Source organism: Neisseria animalis (genome assembly GCF_900636515.1).
In the GTDB taxonomy this organism is placed as follows: domain Bacteria; phylum Pseudomonadota; class Gammaproteobacteria; order Burkholderiales; family Neisseriaceae; genus Neisseria; species Neisseria animalis.
The window spans coordinates 2,017,800-2,033,515 of the sequence record NZ_LR134287.1 but is presented as its reverse complement, the minus strand read 5'-3'; the positions used below and the strand labels follow the sequence as shown (position 1 = coordinate 2,033,515).

The 15,716-nt window shown below is 53.6% G+C and carries 15 protein-coding genes and 1 tRNA gene; 11 read left to right on the top strand and 5 right to left on the bottom strand.

The genetic code is table 11. The features are described 5' to 3' along the window. The first annotated feature begins 75 nt into the window (after positions 1-75). The 3 genes from EL111_RS09455 to EL111_RS09445 all read left to right on the top strand — a co-directional run bounded on the left by EL111_RS09455 (position 76) and on the right by EL111_RS09445 (position 3,726). Complete coding sequence (locus EL111_RS09455; protein ID WP_123795049.1) at positions 76-2,283, top strand: UvrD-helicase domain-containing protein; 2,208 nt, start codon at positions 76-78, stop codon at positions 2,281-2,283. A 105-nt stretch (positions 2,284-2,388) separates the two neighbouring features. After that, entirely contained in the window at positions 2,389-3,168 is a 780-nt protein-coding gene (locus EL111_RS09450; protein ID WP_123795048.1) for a DpnI domain-containing protein, read from the top strand. 150 nt (positions 3,169-3,318) lie between these two features. Beyond that, positions 3,319-3,726 carry an OsmC family protein gene (locus tag EL111_RS09445; protein ID WP_123795047.1) on the top strand — a complete coding sequence of 136 codons (408 nt, stop codon included), beginning with the start codon at positions 3,319-3,321 and terminating at the stop codon, positions 3,724-3,726. On the opposite strand, the gene EL111_RS09440 is transcribed toward EL111_RS09445, so the two are convergent. Both EL111_RS09440 and queA read right to left on the bottom strand, forming a co-directional pair. Further along, on the bottom strand, positions 3,717-3,899 hold the full coding sequence (locus EL111_RS09440) for a hypothetical protein (RefSeq protein WP_123795046.1): 183 nt from the start codon (positions 3,897-3,899) through the stop codon (positions 3,717-3,719). The genes EL111_RS09445 and EL111_RS09440 overlap by 10 nt on opposite strands. Positions 3,900-4,493: 594 nt before the next feature. Further along, positions 4,494-5,525, bottom strand: coding sequence for a tRNA preQ1(34) S-adenosylmethionine ribosyltransferase-isomerase QueA (gene queA, locus EL111_RS09435; RefSeq protein WP_123795045.1), 1,032 nt, complete (start codon positions 5,523-5,525; stop codon positions 4,494-4,496). Positions 5,526-5,905: 380 nt separating this feature from the next. On the opposite strand from queA, the gene accB reads away from it, so the two are divergent. The 3 genes from accB (at position 5,906) to prmA (ending at position 9,234) form a co-directional block, all read left to right on the top strand. Beyond that, on the top strand, positions 5,906-6,361 hold the full coding sequence (gene accB, locus EL111_RS09430; protein ID WP_123795044.1) for an acetyl-CoA carboxylase biotin carboxyl carrier protein: 456 nt from the start codon (positions 5,906-5,908) through the stop codon (positions 6,359-6,361). A 115-nt stretch (positions 6,362-6,476) separates the two neighbouring features. After that, positions 6,477-7,838 (top strand): acetyl-CoA carboxylase biotin carboxylase subunit, encoded by a 1,362-nt coding sequence (gene accC / locus EL111_RS09425; protein ID WP_123795043.1) that lies wholly within the window; start codon positions 6,477-6,479, stop codon positions 7,836-7,838. Between the two features lie 508 nt (positions 7,839-8,346). Continuing rightward, positions 8,347-9,234 carry a 50S ribosomal protein L11 methyltransferase gene (gene prmA / locus EL111_RS09420; RefSeq protein WP_123795042.1) on the top strand — a complete coding sequence of 296 codons (888 nt, stop codon included), beginning with the start codon at positions 8,347-8,349 and terminating at the stop codon, positions 9,232-9,234. Between the two features lie 395 nt (positions 9,235-9,629). Here prmA and EL111_RS09415 read toward each other — a convergent pair whose 3' ends face one another. Continuing rightward, positions 9,630-9,851, bottom strand: coding sequence for a hypothetical protein (locus EL111_RS09415; protein ID WP_123795041.1), 222 nt, complete (start codon positions 9,849-9,851; stop codon positions 9,630-9,632). 136 nt (positions 9,852-9,987) lie between these two features. On the opposite strand from EL111_RS09415, the gene EL111_RS09410 reads away from it, so the two are divergent. The 4 genes from EL111_RS09410 to EL111_RS09395 all read left to right on the top strand — a co-directional run bounded on the left by EL111_RS09410 (position 9,988) and on the right by EL111_RS09395 (position 12,070). Further along, complete coding sequence (locus tag EL111_RS09410; protein ID WP_123795040.1) at positions 9,988-10,563, top strand: DUF1415 domain-containing protein; 576 nt, start codon at positions 9,988-9,990, stop codon at positions 10,561-10,563. Positions 10,564-10,575: 12 nt separating this feature from the next. Next, positions 10,576-10,932: a YbaN family protein gene (locus EL111_RS09405; RefSeq protein ID WP_162842967.1), complete on the top strand. Its 357-nt coding sequence runs from the start codon at positions 10,576-10,578 to the stop codon at positions 10,930-10,932. Between the two features lie 25 nt (positions 10,933-10,957). Then, positions 10,958-11,491, top strand: coding sequence for an isochorismatase family protein (locus EL111_RS09400; protein WP_123795038.1), 534 nt, complete (start codon positions 10,958-10,960; stop codon positions 11,489-11,491). 78 nt (positions 11,492-11,569) lie between these two features. After that, entirely contained in the window at positions 11,570-12,070 is a 501-nt protein-coding gene (locus tag EL111_RS09395; RefSeq protein WP_123795037.1) for a GNAT family N-acetyltransferase, read from the top strand. Positions 12,071-12,286: 216 nt separating this feature from the next. Here EL111_RS09395 and EL111_RS09390 read toward each other — a convergent pair. Then, positions 12,287-12,362: transfer RNA gene (locus tag EL111_RS09390), tRNA-Lys, on the bottom strand. A 246-nt stretch (positions 12,363-12,608) separates the two neighbouring features. Between EL111_RS09390 and EL111_RS09385 the strand changes: the two genes are divergently transcribed. After that, on the top strand, positions 12,609-13,487 hold the full coding sequence (locus EL111_RS09385) for a chorismate mutase (RefSeq protein WP_123795036.1): 879 nt from the start codon (positions 12,609-12,611) through the stop codon (positions 13,485-13,487). Positions 13,488-13,781: 294 nt separating this feature from the next. Here EL111_RS09385 and EL111_RS09380 read toward each other — a convergent pair whose 3' ends face one another. After that, positions 13,782-15,572, bottom strand: a complete 1,791-nt coding sequence (locus EL111_RS09380) for an extracellular solute-binding protein (RefSeq protein WP_123795152.1) — start codon at positions 15,570-15,572, stop codon at positions 13,782-13,784. Between the last annotated feature and the right edge of the window lie 144 nt (positions 15,573-15,716).

Sequence of the window (15,716 nt, the reverse complement as noted above, 5' to 3'; positions counted from 1 at the left end):
GAACGGTTTTCAAACAGCATGGCACACTGTTTTCCTTTACAATAACGCATTCAGAAATTTACAGACGGCCTCACCATGTTTCCCAACGCTCCCGAACCTTCCGTCCCGCTTTTACAGGGTTTGAACCCCGAACAACTCGCCGCCGTCACTTGGCCGCCGCAGTCCGCGCTGGTGCTGGCGGGCGCGGGCAGCGGCAAAACCCGCGTACTGACCACCCGCATCGCATGGCTGCTGCAAACGCACCAAGCCAGTGTACACAGCATCATGGCGGTGACGTTTACCAACAAAGCCGCCAAAGAAATGCAGACCCGGCTGGGCGCAATGATTCCGGTAAACGTGCGCGCCATGTGGCTGGGTACTTTCCACGGCCTCTGCCACCGCTTTCTGCGCCTGCACTACCGCGAGGCAAATCTGCCCGCATCGTTTCAAATTCTCGATTCCGGCGACCAGCTTTCGCTCATCAAACGCCTGCTCAAATCGCTGAATATCGCCGAAGAAATCATCGCCCCGCGCACATTGCAAGGCTTTATCAACGCGCAAAAAGAAAGCGGCCTGCGCGCGGAGCATCTGGATGCCCCAGACCCGCACACCCGCCGCATGATCGAGTGCTACGCCGAATACGACAAAATCTGCCAGCGCGAAGGCGTGGCCGATTTCGCCGAGCTGATGCTGCGCAGCTACGAAATACTGCAACGCAACGACATCCTGCGCCAACACTACCAAAACCGCTTCAACCATATTCTGGTAGACGAATTTCAAGATACAAACAAATTGCAATACGCTTGGCTGAAACTGATGGCGGGCAGTTCGGCGGCGGTGTTTGCCGTGGGCGACGACGACCAAAGCATCTACCGCTTCCGCGGCGCGAATGTCGGCAACATGACCGCACTGATGCACGAATTTCAAATCGGCGCACCAATCAAGCTCGAACAAAACTACCGCTCCGTCGGCAACATCCTCGCCGCCGCCAACGCCGTGATTGAAAACAACGACGAACGCTTGGGCAAAAACCTGCGCACCGATGCCGAAGCCGGCGAAAAAATCCGCTACCTCTCCGCTCCCACCGATTTCGAAGAAGCCCAATTCACCACCGAAGAAGCCCAATCGCTGCACCGCGAAGGCTGGCCGCTTTCCGAAATGGCCGTACTCTACCGCAGCAACGCCCAATCGCGCGTCATCGAACAAGCCCTGTTCCGCGCCGGCGTGCCGTATAAAATCTACGGCGGCCTGCGCTTTTACGAACGGCAGGAAATCAAGCACGCGCTGGCGTATCTGCGCCTCGCCGTCAACCCCGACGACGACAACGCCCTCTTGCGCGTCATCAATATGCCCCCGCGCGGCATCGGCGCACGCACCATCGAAAATCTTCAGACGGCCTCCGCCGAACAAGGCATCTCACTCTGGCAGGCCGCCTGCAATGCAGGTGCGAAAGCCGCCAAAACCGCCGCCTTTGTGCGCCTGATTGAAAGTTTCCGCAACCAAGTCGGCCAACTCAGTCTGCCTGAAATCCTTGCAGGTATCCTCAAAGACAGCGGCCTGACCGAATACTACCAAACCCAAAAAGGCGACCACCAAGACCGCCTCGACAACCTCGACGAGCTGGTCAACGCCGCCATCGAGTTCAAACCCGAAGAGAGCAACTTTGAAATCCTGCCCGAAAACACCGCCGCCGACCCCGCCTTCCCGCTGCTGGCCTTCCTCAGCAACGCCGCGCTGGAATCCGGCGAAAACCAAGCCGGACAAGGCGAAGATGCCGTGCAGCTCATGACCGTCCACGCCTCCAAAGGCTTGGAATTTAATGCCGTTTTCCTCACCGGCATGGAAGAAGGCCGCTTCCCCAGCGAAATGAGCCTCGCCGAGCGCGGCGGCCTCGAAGAAGAACGCCGCCTGATGTACGTCGCCATCACCCGCGCCCGCAAACGCCTCTACATCACCATGGCGCAACAGCGCATGTTGCACGGCCAAACCCAATTCGGCATCGTATCCCGCTTCGTCGAAGAAATCCCGCCCGAAGTACTGCACTACCTATCGCCGAAAAAAACGGCGTTCGCCGCTTTCGACACGCCCAAACCTCGCAGCGACATCCGCGCCGCCGAAACCTACCAAGCAGCAAAAACCTACGGCGGCTTCAAAATCGGCCAAAACGTGCGCCACCCCAAATTCGGCACCGGCGTTATCATCGATGCGGTAGACAAAGGCGAATCGGCACGGCTGACGATTAACTTCGGCAAGGAGGGCGTGAAGGAGTTGGATACCAAGTTTGCGAAATTGGAAGTATTGTGAATGCTGCAATGCCGTCTGAAAACGTGCAGTTTTTTACAAGTGATTTTTGCAGACGGCCTTTTCATGCATTTTTGGTGTTGTTACGGAAAGCGGCTTGGGGAATTTATGCAATTGGATTTTAAACTTGAACTGGTGCAGGCATACTGGAGCCAATCACAGAAAATGCGGGTACTGACGGAAACATGGATGCAGGAAAACGGATATTGCCCGAGCTGCGGAAGCAGGCCGATTGGCAGATTTGCTAACAATCAGCCGGTGGCAGACTTTTTTTGCTCCGTTTGCGGCGAGCAGTATGAGTTGAAAAGCAAAAGCAGACGTATCGGCAACAGCATTGCCGACGGTGCGTACCACACCATGCTTGAACGCATCCGCTCGGACAGTAATCCCAATTTTTTCTTTTTGTCGTACAATGCACAACAGTATACGGTTAACCGGCTGGTGTTGGTGCCCAAACATTTTATGACGGCAGACATGATTGTCCCGCGCAACAAAGGGCTGAAAGGGCGGCCTGATTATATTATGTGTTCCATCAATCTGCGTACTTTACCGAAGCACGGACAGATTGTTTTACTTGATGAAAACGGAGCAGTCAGTCAGGAGCAAGTATTGCGGCAATGGCGGGAGACGCTGTTTCTCCGCACACAACGAAACGAAGCGAAAGGATGGTTGCTGGCTGTCATGAAATGCATTGACATTTTGCCGCCGCAATTTACCCTTGCACAAATGTATGCGTTTGAAGCGCACTTGCAGAGCCGTTTTCCCAACAACCACCATGTAAAAGACAAAATCCGCCAACAGTTGCAAATCTTACGCGACCACGGAATCATTGAATTCTGCGCACGCGGACAGTATCGGAAAACGGCCGCTTCGCCGCCTGCGGCCTGAGTTTTCCGATGTAAGACAAACGCTATCCACTTACACGGCATATCCAGTATTTTTCCGGAATGGTTTTGGCATCAGGCAAACACCCTTCCTTTATTGATCAAAAGATTAGAGTCCGAAGGATTCGCTGCAACAATGGAAAAGGAATAACCCATGCCCCACATCGCTACCATCCGCTACACCGGACAACTCCATAACGATTTAACCCATCTGCAAAGCGGCGACACGATTTCTACCGATGCGCCGACGGATAACAACGGCAAGGGTGAGGCGTTTTCGCCGACGGATTTGCTGGCGTCTTCGCTGGCGGCGTGTGCGCTGACGATTATGGGCATCAAGGCCGAAAGTATGGGCTTGGATTTGGCCGGGGCGCGTGCGGAGGTGGAGAAGGAGATGGCCGCCGATCCGCGCCGGGTGGCGAAAGTGGCGGTGGATTTTTATCTGAGTGCCGCTCTGGACGGCAAAAGCCGCGCTGTTTTGGAAGCGGCGGCATATACCTGCCCGGTGGCGAAAAGTTTGAGCGCGGATTTGGTGCAGGAGTTCCGTTTCCACTACGGCTGATCCGCTGCGCCCTGCTGCAAAGGCTGCGGATTACCGGCGGTTTTTTGTGCCGCAAAAATGATTTGGTGTTTTGCAGACGGCCTTTTGCTGTGGGGTGGATATTCGGAAACGGTATGGGCGCAAATTTCGGCAGATGGGGAGGAAAGGATAGAGCAGTTTGGGTATGGATTCATGCTGCTCAGGATAGGTAATTGTTGTCGGGCAAACAGCAGGCGTGATGGTGTCGTGTTTGTCTGTTCAGATGGCGTTTGATTTGTGTGTCAAACGAAAGAAAGGCCGTCTGTAAAATCCGATAAAACAGGGATTTTGCAGACGGCCTTTTGCTGTGGGCGGATATTCGGAAACGGTATGGGCGCAAATTTCGGCAGATGGGGCGGAAAGGATAGATCAGTTTGGGTATGGATTCATGCTGCTCAGGATAGGTGGTTGCTGTCGGGCAAACAGCGGGTTCGATGGTATCGTGTTTGTCTGCTCAGATGCCGTTTGATTTGTGTGTCAAACGAAAGAAAGGCCGTCTGTAAAATCCGATAAATAGGGATTTTGCAGACGGCCTTTGGTTGTTTGGAGTGAGTTTTGAGACGAATGTTCTATAGTCATTTAAAATAAGAATGATACAGCGTTGCTTTGCCTTGCCGTACTATGTGTACTGTCTGCGGCTTCGCTGCCTTGTCTCATTCTTATTTTATTCGACTATATTTAGGGTAATGTTCACGGCATGATACAGCCTTGCCGCGCTTTGTTGCTCTGTCTCATCAAACCCCGAAAGTTTATTCTGTTTCTTTTCTTCCCAAAATCATGGCATCGCCGTAGCTGAAAAAACGGTATTGCTGTTCGATGGCGTGGCGGTAGACGTTGCGGATGTGTTCCATGCCGGAAAATGCGCTGACCAGCATCAGCAGGGTGGATTTCGGCAGGTGGAAGTTGGTAATCAGGCGGTCGATGACTTTGAAACGGTAGCCCGGGGTGATGAAAATATCGGTGTCGCCCTGTCCTGCTTTCAGGCTGCCTGTTTGGGCGGCGGATTCGAGTGCGCGCATGGAGGTGGTGCCGACTGCCCAGATTTTGCTGCCGCGTGCTTGGGCGGCTTGTATGGCGGCAACGGTTTCGGAGGGAATGTCGAACCATTCGCTGTGCATTTTGTGTTCGGCAATGTTTTCAACGCGCACGGGTTGGAAAGTGCCGGCTCCGACGTGCAGGGTAACTTCTGCTGTCTGTACGCCTTTGGCACGCAATGCCGTCAGCAACTCATCGGTAAAGTGCAGGCCTGCAGTGGGCGCGGCGACTGCGCCCTGATGCTTAGCGTAAACGGTTTGGTAGCGGCTGTCGTCGCTGCCGTCGGCGGCGCGTTCGATATAGGGCGGCAGGGGCAGTTTGCCGTATTGTTCCAAAAGTTCGTATACGGTTTGCGTGCCTTCAAAACGCAAACAGAAGAGCTCGCCGGCGCGCTCTGTCATCACTGCGCGGAGGGCATTTTCAAAAATCAGTTCGGTGCCGGGCTTGGGTGATTTGGAAGAACGGATATGTGCCAGTGCGGTATGGTTGTCCAAAACGCGTTCGATTAAGGCTTCGATTTTGCCGCCGCTGGCCTTTTGCCCGAACAGCCGCGCTTTCATGACTTTGGTGTTGTTGAATACCAAAACGTCGCCGGCGGCGATATAGTCGGTAATATCGGCAAAGTTTCTGTCGGCAAGCGGCGTGTCGGGCAGGGCGGCAAGCAGACGGCTGCTGCCGCGTATTTCGGGCGGATGTTGGGCGATGAGCGCTTCGGGAAGTGCGAAGTCGAAGTCTGAAATATTCATTGTCGTTGCGGGGTATCAAAACAGACGTATTATACGCAATTTTGTTTTTTGCAGACGGCCTGTTTGAGTGTCAAACCAATAAATTAGAATAAATACTCTTATTTTTGGCATACTTTGCATGCTTCGGGCAAAATCCGGCAATTTTTGCTTAAAAGCAGTTTTTTGCCAGATTTTGCTAGACATTTGTCGGCAAGTTCGGGAAAATAGCCTGCTTAAATCCGACTGATTGTCAGGTTTTCGTGTCGGAATATGGAGATTATATGCCGTCTGTATATTTGATTTTGCGGGCGGCGGCAACAGACAATACAGGTGTTTCATTGTCTGCGGTAACTATTAAAAGCTGAATACGGCACTTCCGCTGTTTCGGAAAGGACTACAAAATGGATTTGCGCAAATTAAAAAAACTGATTGATTTGGTTGAAGAGTCGGGCATTGCCGAAATCGAAGTAACCGAGGGCGAAGAGAAAGTGCGTATTACCCGCGCCACCGCTCAAACGGTTTATACAGCTCCGGCTCCGGCCGTTGCCGCATCTGCTCCGGCTGCCGCACCGGCAGCTGCTGCGGCGGCTCCTGAAGCGGCTGCTCCGGCGGTACGCGATTTGAGCAAGGCGCAAAAATCACCGATGGTCGGTACGTTTTACCGTGCACCCAGCCCGAGTTCTCCGGTATTTGTGGAAGTGGGTCAAACTGTTAAGGCCGGCGACACTTTGTGCATCATCGAAGCCATGAAGCTGATGAACGAAATCGAAGCGGAAACTTCAGGTGTGGTAAAAGAAATTTTGGTGGAAAACGGCCAGCCGGTCGAGTATGGCGAGCCGCTGTTTATCATCGAATAATTCCGTTTCAGACGGCAGGTTCAAGCCGTCTGAAATTTTTATGGAACATTTGAAGTATAAACTTTTCAGACGGCCTGATGCCGGTAATGCCGTCTGAAAACACAGGAAAACCATCATGTTGAAAAAAGTATTGATTGCCAACCGCGGCGAAATCGCCCTGCGCGTGCTGCGTGCCTGCCGTGAAATGGGCATTGCTACCGTTGCCGTACACTCCGAGGCAGATAAAGACAGCCTCCATGTCAGACTGGCAGACGAATCCGTCTGCATCGGCCCTGCACCTTCTCCGCAAAGTTATCTGCACATTCCCGCGCTGATTGCCGCCGCCGAAGTAACCGGTGCCGATGCCATTCACCCCGGTTACGGCTTCTTGGCTGAACGAGCCGACTTCGCCGAACAGGTGGAAGAATCCGGCTTTATCTTTATCGGCCCGCGCGCCGACACCATCCGCCTGATGGGCGACAAAGTGTCTGCAAAACACGCGATGATTGAAGCGGGCGTGCCCTGTGTGCCCGGTTCCGACGGTGCGTTGCCCGACGATGAAGAAGAGATTCTGAAAATTGCCGATAAGGTCGGATTTCCCGTCATCATCAAAGCCTCCGGCGGCGGCGGCGGCCGCGGTATGCGCGTGGTAGAGAAAAGGGAAGATTTAATCCGCTCGGTGGAAATGACCAAAACCGAAGCCGGTGCCGCATTCGGCAATCCGATGGTGTATATGGAGCGTTATCTGCAACGCCCGCGGCACGTCGAAATCCAAGTTTTGGCCGACGAACACGGCAATGCGGTTTATCTGGGCGAGCGCGACTGTTCGATGCAGCGCCGCCACCAAAAAGTCATCGAAGAAGCACCCGCTCCGGGCATCACGCCGGAAGAACGCGCCAAAATCGGCGAAGCCTGCGTGGAAGCCTGCAAACGCATCGGCTACCGCGGCGCGGGTACGTTTGAATTTTTGTATGAAGACGGCGAGTTTTTCTTTATCGAGATGAACACCCGCGTACAGGTTGAACACCCTGTTACCGAGCTGATCAGCGGCGTAGACATCGTGCAGGAACAGTTGCGCGTGGCTGCCGGCCTGCCGCTGCAATACACGCAAGACGATATTGTTTTGGAAGGCCATGCATTTGAATGCCGCATCAACGCCGAAGATCCGTACAACTTTATCCCCAGCCCCGGCCTGATTGAATTCTGCCACCTGCCGGGCGGTTTGGGCGTGCGCGTGGACAGCCACATCTACCAAGGCTACCGCATTCCGCCCAACTACGACAGCCTGATCGGTAAAATCTGCGTACACGGCAAAGACCGCGAGCAGGCTATGGCAAAAATGCGTGTGGCACTGGCGGAGCTGGCGGTAAACGGCATCAAAACCAACACCCCGCTGCACCGCGATTTGTTCCAAGATCCCGGCTTTTCCGAAGGCGGCGTGAGCATCCACTATCTGGAACACTGGCTGGAAGCGCGCAAAGAAAAATTGGCTGAGTAGGACTTACCCGCCGATAACGACCTTAAAGGCCGTCTGAATCTCATGTTCAGACGGCCTTTAAATTGAGAAATCCGCTTTTTCAGCCTTACTTTATCCGCTAAAATACCCTGATACATAGTGTATGGACATCAGCAAGAGACAAGTTGGCAAGTTGGAAACCGTACAAGCGTACGGGTGGGCTGACTTGCCCCGGTAGCTTGACCAAACCTCCTCTTTGAACAAGGGGCAGCCAACGCCTCAGCTTTTTTATTTTCATTCACGATATATAGTCATTTAAAATAAGAATGATACAGCGTTGCTTTGCCTTGCCGTACTATGTGTACTGTTTGCGGCTTCGCTGCCTTGTCTCATTCTTATTTTATTCGACTATAAAAGACAAGCTGCTCTCCTTGCTCTGCACCGAAGGGAAAAACTTTTCAGACGGCGGGGCGGATACGGCTTCATTTTAAAGAATGTTTTATCCGGCAAGGGTGTTTTTGCATACCTTGCCCATTTTCAGAAAGTTTTTATGTCATACCAACAAATCACCATCTCAGTCAGCGACTCCATCGCCGAAGGCTTGGCCGATGCACTCATGGAGTGCGGAGCACTTTCGGCGGCCATCGAAGATGCTTACGCCGGTACGGAAAACGAGCAGGCCATTTTCGGCGAGCCGGGTATGCCGGCAGAGCAAGTCTGGCAACAAAGCAAGGTAGTCGCGCTGTTGGGCGAACACGACGATGCCGCTGCCGTCGTTGCCGCCGCCGCCGAAATATGCGGCCTTCAGAATCCGGAATACAGTAACGACATCCTGCCGGATCAGGACTGGGTACGCCTCACACAAGCCCAGTTCGACCCGATACAGATTTCCGACCGCCTGTGGATTACCCCGTCTTGGCACGACGCGCCCGATGGCAACGCTGTCAACCTGCAACTCGACCCCGGTCTTGCCTTCGGCACCGGCAGCCACCCGACCACCCGTCTGTGCCTGCAATGGCTCGACAGCGGGATTAAAGGCGGCGAAAGCGTGCTCGATTACGGCTGCGGCTCCGGCATTTTAGCGATTGCCGCACTCAAACTCGGCGCAGGTTCCGCCACCGGTGTGGACATTGACGAGCAGGCTATCCGCGCCAGCAACGACAATGCCGCGCAAAACAATGTCCAAGCCCGCTTCTTCCTGCCCGACGGCCTGCCTGCAGGGCAGTTTGACGTTGTCGTTGCAAACATCCTCGCCAACCCGCTGCGTATGCTCGGCGAAATGCTGGCGGCGCGTACCAAAACCGGCGGCCGCATTGTCTTGTCGGGTCTGCTGGACGAACAGGTCGGAGAATTGAGCGAAATCTACGGACAATGGTTCGACATCGAACCGGCGCAAATTGAAGAAGGTTGGGCACGTTTGAGCGGTATCAAACGCTGATTGCGTATTTGCAGACGGCCTGCGCTGCTTGTATGCGGTCAAATCAGGCTTTTGGCTGTTATCAGGCCGTCTGCAAAATTGGTGTTTAAGCAGGATAAAGGCAAACATTGGCGGCGTTCTGCACGGGATTTTCTATACTGCCTTTCCCGACAAGATCAAATTTTCATTGCCGCATTTGCAGACGGCCTATACTGCTTGAGTGCGGCAAAATCAGGCTTTGGGCTGTTATCAGGCCGTCTGCAAAATTGGTGTTTGAACGGAATAGGGGCAAGTTGCAACCAATCCTTTAAGAGTTCCGCCTAAGGGGGTTCTCCCGCCGCCCTGTCGGGAAAGGTTGATGATGATTTATTACCCGGCCGCTTTATATTGAGACGAAGGCAAGGGCAATTATGGTGTCATGATTCCCGATTTGCCGGGCTGCTATCCCGTCGGGCGATACTGAAAAGGCTGCTGTTGCCGATGCGTGCCTTGCCGAAGCCTTCCAGATTGAGGGCATGATTGAAGACGGCATGGATATGCCTTCCAAGCCAAGCAGTATCGCCCATTACGGCGCAATCCGAATACTGCGAGGCAGTCGCATGGACAATAATCGAAGTGGACGATGCTGCTTTTGCCAAGTAAACCCGTTGCCGCGAATCAGGCTGCAAACCGCAGGCGGTAGGATTATGCGGCTGTTTGGGTTGTGAAGGGCAAGATGTTCGGACGGCTTGGGTTTTTGTTATACTTGGGCATAATTTTTAAGCAGAGTAGGATATGACACAGCCTGATCAAACCATTGTTACCGAGCATACCCGCCAATGGCTGGAAAAAGCCGTTATCGGGCTGAATCTTTGTCCGTTTGCCAAAGCGCCGTATGTGAAAAATCTGGTGCGGATTGCCGTCAGCCAAGCCCGCCATTTGGACGGATTTTTGGAAGATCTTGACCGCGAGCTGCAATTATTGGGCAGTACGCCGCCGGAAGAGTTGGAAACCACACTGTTGGTACACCCTGCATTGTTCGGAGACTTTCTGCAGTTTAACGATATGCTCGACCTTGCCGACCAAGCGGTATCGGATAACGGCTTGGAGGGAGTCATACAGGTTGCGCCGTTTCACCCTGATTTTCAATTTGAGGGTACGGAAGCAGAGGACATCGGCAACTATACCAACCGCAGTCCGTATCCTACGCTGCACTTAATCAGGGAAGACAGCATTGCTAAGGCGGCCGAGGCTTTTCCTGATGCGGAAGCGATTTTCGGGCGCAATATCGAATTGCTGGAGCGCATGGGTAAAGAAGGGTGGGACAAGCTGGAGATTCCGCGCTGCCCGTTTCATGCGGGACAAGAGTAGGTTTTGACCATGCTGGTCCGTTATTTTTTCTGGTGTTGCGGCTCATTGGCCTTGGCTTTGGGCATTATCGGTATTTTTCTGCCCGTATTGCCGACAACGCCGTTTGTGCTGCTGGCCGCCGCGTGTTGGGCGAAAGCCTCGCCGCGTTTCCACCGCTGGCTGTACCGGCATCATTATTTCGGGCCGATGGTGCAAAACTGGCAGCGCAATCGCGCCGTACCGCGCCGCGCTAAAATTCTGGCAGTCGGCATGATGACTTTATCCTGCGGCTTTCTGTTTTGGCATCTTGATGCTTGGCATATTCCGGCGGCAGTCAGTATATGTTGTGCCGCGGTAGCCGTTTGGATGATTCGCCTGCCGGAAGCCTGAACAATCATCAAAAAAGGAGAAAAGAATGAACAGTGAAAATACTTTGTGTATTGTTGTGGATATTCAGGAGCGTTTGTTGCCCGCGCTCTATGAAGCGGAGAAAATGGTCGAGCGCAGCCGCATTGTGCTGCAAGGATTGCAGGCTTTGGGCGTACCGCTTGTCGCAACCGAGCAATACCCGAAAGGTCTGGGTAAAACAACGGCGGCGGTGCAGTTGCTGTTGGGTGATGCGCCGGTATTTGAGAAAACGCGTTTTTCCGCTGTGATCGACGAAGTGGCAGCGGTGTTGGCAGCAAAAAATATCCGGAATGTGATTTTGCTGGGTGCGGAAGCACACGTTTGTATGCTGCAAACCGTTTTGGACTTGCGGGCAAAAGGTTTGGCGGTGTATGTGCCGTTTGACTGTACGACCTCGCGCCACCCCGACAATAAAGCCAATGCCTTGCAGCAAATGCGCGATGCCGGGGCGGTGGTTTCCAACAGCGAAAGCGTATTGTTCCAACTGCTGGGAGATGCCAAGCATCCGGCATTCAAAACTGTATCGAAACTGATTCAGTAAAAGATGTTACCCTTAAAATACAGACGGCATGAAAGTGGTTTGCCGTCTGTATGGCTGTGAAGAAAGGCCGTCTGCAAAATGCAGTATGTTATCGCGGAAGCAAAACAGCAGGATTTGCCGTCCATCGTTGAGATTTACAACAGTACGGTTGCATCGCGGCAATCGACTGCCGATTTGGAAGCGGTCAGCGTGGCGGATAGGCAGGCTTGGTTTGACGCGCATGGCGGCAAACGGCCGCTGCTGGTGTTGAAAAATCAAGCGGGGGAAATCTTGGGCTGGGGCAGTTTCAGCGACTATTATCCGCGCCGTGCCTATCATATCAGCGCCGAAATCAGTATTTATGTCCGCCGCGATATGCGCGGTGTCGGCGTGGGTGGGATATTGTTGCGCGATATGCTGGAACGCGCGCCGTCTTTGGGCATACGCAATATTCTGGCGGTTATTTTTGCACACAACCATGCCAGCTTGCGCTTGTTTTATCGGGAAGGTTTTCAGGAGTGGGGCAGATTGCCGCAAGTCTGCGATTTGGACGGCAGTCCGGCCGATATTCTGATTTTGGGCAAAAAGATGATGGACTGACAGCGGATAAACTGGAGTACGGCGGTATCGCGTTGTATAGTCATTTAAAATAAGAATGATACATCGTTGCTTTGCCTTGCCGTACTATGTGTACTGTCTGCGGCTTCGCTGCCTTGTCTCATTCTTATTTTATTCGACTATAAATACGCGGTATCGCCGTTTTAAATACGAATAAACAAAAAAGCCCAAACTTTCGTTTGGGCTTTTTTGAATATCTGGTGGGTCGTGAAGGATTCGAACCTTCGACCAACGGATTAAAAGTCCGCTGCTCTACCGACTGAGCTAACGACCCGATAAGCTGCGTATTTTAGAGATTGTGTTTGAACTTGTCAACAGTATTGGGCGGCTGATTTTCAGATTTCTTTTTAACTTATTGAAATTAATCAGGATAAATTGATGATTGTTTAACAAAGAAGGCAAAGAAAAACCGCAGACGGCCTTGTTTTGCTGTTAAAGGCCGTCTGCAAAACCGGTTTGCAGACGGCCTGAGCATAAGGAAGTGTGTTAATATCGGCGCATTGCTTGAAAAGGAACAAACATGATTATTGTGATGCAGAAGCAGGCGGGTGATGCGGCGGTGGGCGGTGTCGTGGATTTTATCCGCAGCCGCGGCTTGCAGGAGCATATTTCACGCGGCGAAGAGCGGACGATTATCGGTGCGGTGGGCGACGAGCGTGTGTTCAGCCCGAATGATTTGGAAAATCTGCCCGGGGTAGAGCGGGTGGTGCGTGTGTTGAACGATTGGAAAATCATCAGCCGCGAAAGCCAAGCGGAAAACAGCGTGATTCAAGTCCGCGGGGTGGCCTTCGGTGCAGACCGTATGCTGGACATTGCTGCACACGACAGCCGTGCGGATCGTGCGGACGCGGTGTTTCTCGATCCGTTTTATTTGTCGGTCCGCCCTTATGCGGAAGTGGATACCAGCAGCGAGAAGGCGCAAACCGAGGCAATGAAGGCGGATATTGTGCGGCTGCATGAGGCGGGCAAGCCGGTGCTGGTGCGTATCCGTGATGTGCGCCAGATTGAGGCGGCTTTGAATGCGGAGGCGGATATTTTGTATTTGGGCGGGGAGTTGATGAGCAACCGCGCGCTTCAGGACGAAGTAGGCCGTCTGAATACGCCGGTGGTGTTGTGCAAAGACAAACACCACCGCGCCGATGATTGGCTGGTGGCGGCGGAACATATTGCCCTGCGCGGCAACCGCCATATTATTTTGGGTGAAGCCGGTACGCTCAGTTTTGAGCCGGAACACGCTTATCGTTTGGATACGGACGCTATCGTGCGGGTGCGCCGTGTGACCCATTTGCCGGTTATCGCCAATATTACGCGCCTGTGGCACAACGATATGCCGCAGGAAGTGCTGTACCGTTTGGCGGAAGCAGCCGGTGTGAACGGTATTGTCAGCAGTTTGCGTTAACACGCGGTCGGCAAATCGGATGCGGTATTGAAATCGGGCGGCAGTCCGACAGATTGCCGATATAGTCATTTAAAATAAGAATGATACAGCGTTGCTTTGCCTTGCCGTACTATGTGTACTGTCTGCGGCTTCGCTGCCTTGTCTCATTCTTATTTTATTCGACTATAAAATGCTGAAAAGGCCGTCTGTAAAATACGATGGACAAAATATCGTATTTTGCAGACGGCCTTTTTGTTCTTTGATTGCCACACCTTCCCAAACAGGGCGACAGCTTCTGAATGGAGCGGTTGCGTGTTACGGACGGGCTTTGCGCCAACCGCTGCTTAATGCCCATTCGGTCGGGTAATAATACAAGGGCATACGGGCGGGAATGCCCAAGTTGTCGCGATAAACGACGCGGAATGTATCGGCATACCAGTTCGGTACAATGATGTATTGGTGGCGGATCACGCGGTCGAGGGCGCGGGCAGCGGTTTCCAGCTCGGCGCGGCTGTTGAAATGCTCGAAACGCTTGAGCAGCTTTTCAACAGCAGGGTTGCACACGCCCGCCCAGTTGCGGCTGCCGTCTGTTTTGGCGGCCTCGCAACCGAAATACACGGCTTGCTCGTTGCCCGGGCTGTTGCTGTTGGCATAGACGGTGATGGTCATGTCGAAATCAAAACCGTTCATGCGTTTTTGGTAAACGGCGGGATCGGCGATGCGGACGGTCATTTTAATGCCGAGTTTTGCCAAATCGCGCTGCCATTTGGCGGTAACACGTTCGTAGGTTTTGCTTGGCGATAAAAATTCAAAGGTCAGCGGTTTGCCGTTTTTATCCTTCAGTATGCCTTGATGGTAGCGGTAGCCTGCCTGCTCCAGCAGCGCGCGCGCTTTGAGCAGGTTGGGGCGGACACCTGAAGCGGGATTGGTTTGCGGCGGTTCGGGGACTTTTTCGTCGAACACTTGCGGCGGCAGTTGCGGTTTCAACGTGTTCAACAGAGCAAGCTCCGCGCCCTGCGGTTTGCCGGCAGCAGCCAGCGTGCTGTTGGTAAAAAAGCTGTTGCTGCGGCGGTATGAACCGTAAAACAGACGGCTGTTGACGGTTTCAAAGTCGAAACTTTCCACCATCGCGCGGCGTACAAGGATATTGTCGAACGGCGGTTTGCGCGTGTTCATCACAAAACCCTGCATACCGGCGGTGTTGCGGTGCGCCCATTCGTGTTTGGAGAGATGGCGTTTGTGCAATGCGCTGTCGGGATAGGCGCGCTCCCAGTTTCGCGCGACATTTTCCTGCATGAAGTCATACCGGCCGCCCTTGATGCCTTCGATACGGACGCTGTCGTCTTTGTAATAGCGGAAGCGGACGGTATCGAAGTTGTAACGTCCTTTGCGCGTGGGCAGGTTTTGCGCCCAATAGTGCGGGTCGCGGCGGTATTCGCTTAACCGGCCGCTTTCGGCTTTGGCAAAACGGTAAGGGCCGGAACCGATGGGCAGGGTATTGGCCGCGGCCGCCAGATCTTGCGGATAGCTTTTATGGGAAAACACCGGCAGTTCGCCCAGAATCAGCGGCAGTTCGGAATTGCGCTGTTTGAAACGGAACACAACGGTGCGGGGAGACGGGGTTTCCACTTTGGAGACATCGCCCCAGTAGAATTTATACATCGGTGCCGCAGCAGGGTCGGCGGTCAGCGTGCGGAACGATGCGGCAACGTCTTTTGCCAATACGGGGTCGCCGTTGTGGAATGTTGCTTTGGGGTTGAGGGTGAATGTTACTGACAGGCCGTCTGCCGCCACGCGGACATCTTGTGCCAGCAGCCCGTACATGGCAAACGGCTCGTCCCAGCTTTTTTCCAGCAGCGTATCCAAAGTCAGCATGGTAATGCCGACCTCGTGGTCGCCTTTGAGGGTAAACGGGTTCAGCGTATCGAAACTTCCGGCGGCAGGCAGGGTGAACGTGCCGCCTTTGGGAGCGTTGGGATTGACATAACGGAAAGCCTGAAAGTCTGCCGCATATTGCAGCGGCTGCCCCAAGCTCAAGCCGTGCGCGGCATGGGCGGTAACGGACAAAAAGGCGAGGGCGGCGGAAAGCAGGAAATGCAGGTTCATGGCGGTAGCAGGGAAAACGGTAGGATTGGATTCTATCGCCGGCCATGCGGCCAATGATATTCAATCCGTGATGTTCAAAGGATATGATGGTTTCACACGGCATGATACAGCGCGGTTGCGCCTTGCTCAAAGCAAAGGCTGAAC

What these genes read in the sequence shown, in the direction of transcription:
- EL111_RS09445 (WP_123795047.1), top strand. Translation starts at nt 3,319, where the DNA reads ATGCCCCACATCGCTACCATCCGCTACACCGGACAACTCCATAACGAT.
- EL111_RS09400 (WP_123795038.1), top strand. Translation starts at nt 10,958, where the DNA reads ATGAACAGTGAAAATACTTTGTGTATTGTTGTGGATATTCAGGAGCGT.
- EL111_RS09450 (WP_123795048.1), top strand. Translation starts at nt 2,389, where the DNA reads ATGCAATTGGATTTTAAACTTGAACTGGTGCAGGCATACTGGAGCCAA.
- prmA (WP_123795042.1), top strand. Translation starts at nt 8,347, where the DNA reads ATGTCATACCAACAAATCACCATCTCAGTCAGCGACTCCATCGCCGAA.
- EL111_RS09410 (WP_123795040.1), top strand. Translation starts at nt 9,988, where the DNA reads ATGACACAGCCTGATCAAACCATTGTTACCGAGCATACCCGCCAATGG.
- EL111_RS09395 (WP_123795037.1), top strand. Translation starts at nt 11,570, where the DNA reads ATGCAGTATGTTATCGCGGAAGCAAAACAGCAGGATTTGCCGTCCATC.
- accB (WP_123795044.1), top strand. Translation starts at nt 5,906, where the DNA reads ATGGATTTGCGCAAATTAAAAAAACTGATTGATTTGGTTGAAGAGTCG.
- EL111_RS09455 (WP_123795049.1), top strand. Translation starts at nt 76, where the DNA reads ATGTTTCCCAACGCTCCCGAACCTTCCGTCCCGCTTTTACAGGGTTTG.
- EL111_RS09380 (WP_123795152.1), bottom strand. Translation starts at nt 15,572, where the DNA reads ATGAACCTGCATTTCCTGCTTTCCGCCGCCCTCGCCTTTTTGTCCGTT.
- queA (WP_123795045.1), bottom strand. Translation starts at nt 5,525, where the DNA reads ATGAATATTTCAGACTTCGACTTCGCACTTCCCGAAGCGCTCATCGCC.
- accC (WP_123795043.1), top strand. Translation starts at nt 6,477, where the DNA reads ATGTTGAAAAAAGTATTGATTGCCAACCGCGGCGAAATCGCCCTGCGC.
- EL111_RS09440 (WP_123795046.1), bottom strand. Translation starts at nt 3,899, where the DNA reads ATGAATCCATACCCAAACTGCTCTATCCTTTCCTCCCCATCTGCCGAA.
- EL111_RS09385 (WP_123795036.1), top strand. Translation starts at nt 12,609, where the DNA reads ATGATTATTGTGATGCAGAAGCAGGCGGGTGATGCGGCGGTGGGCGGT.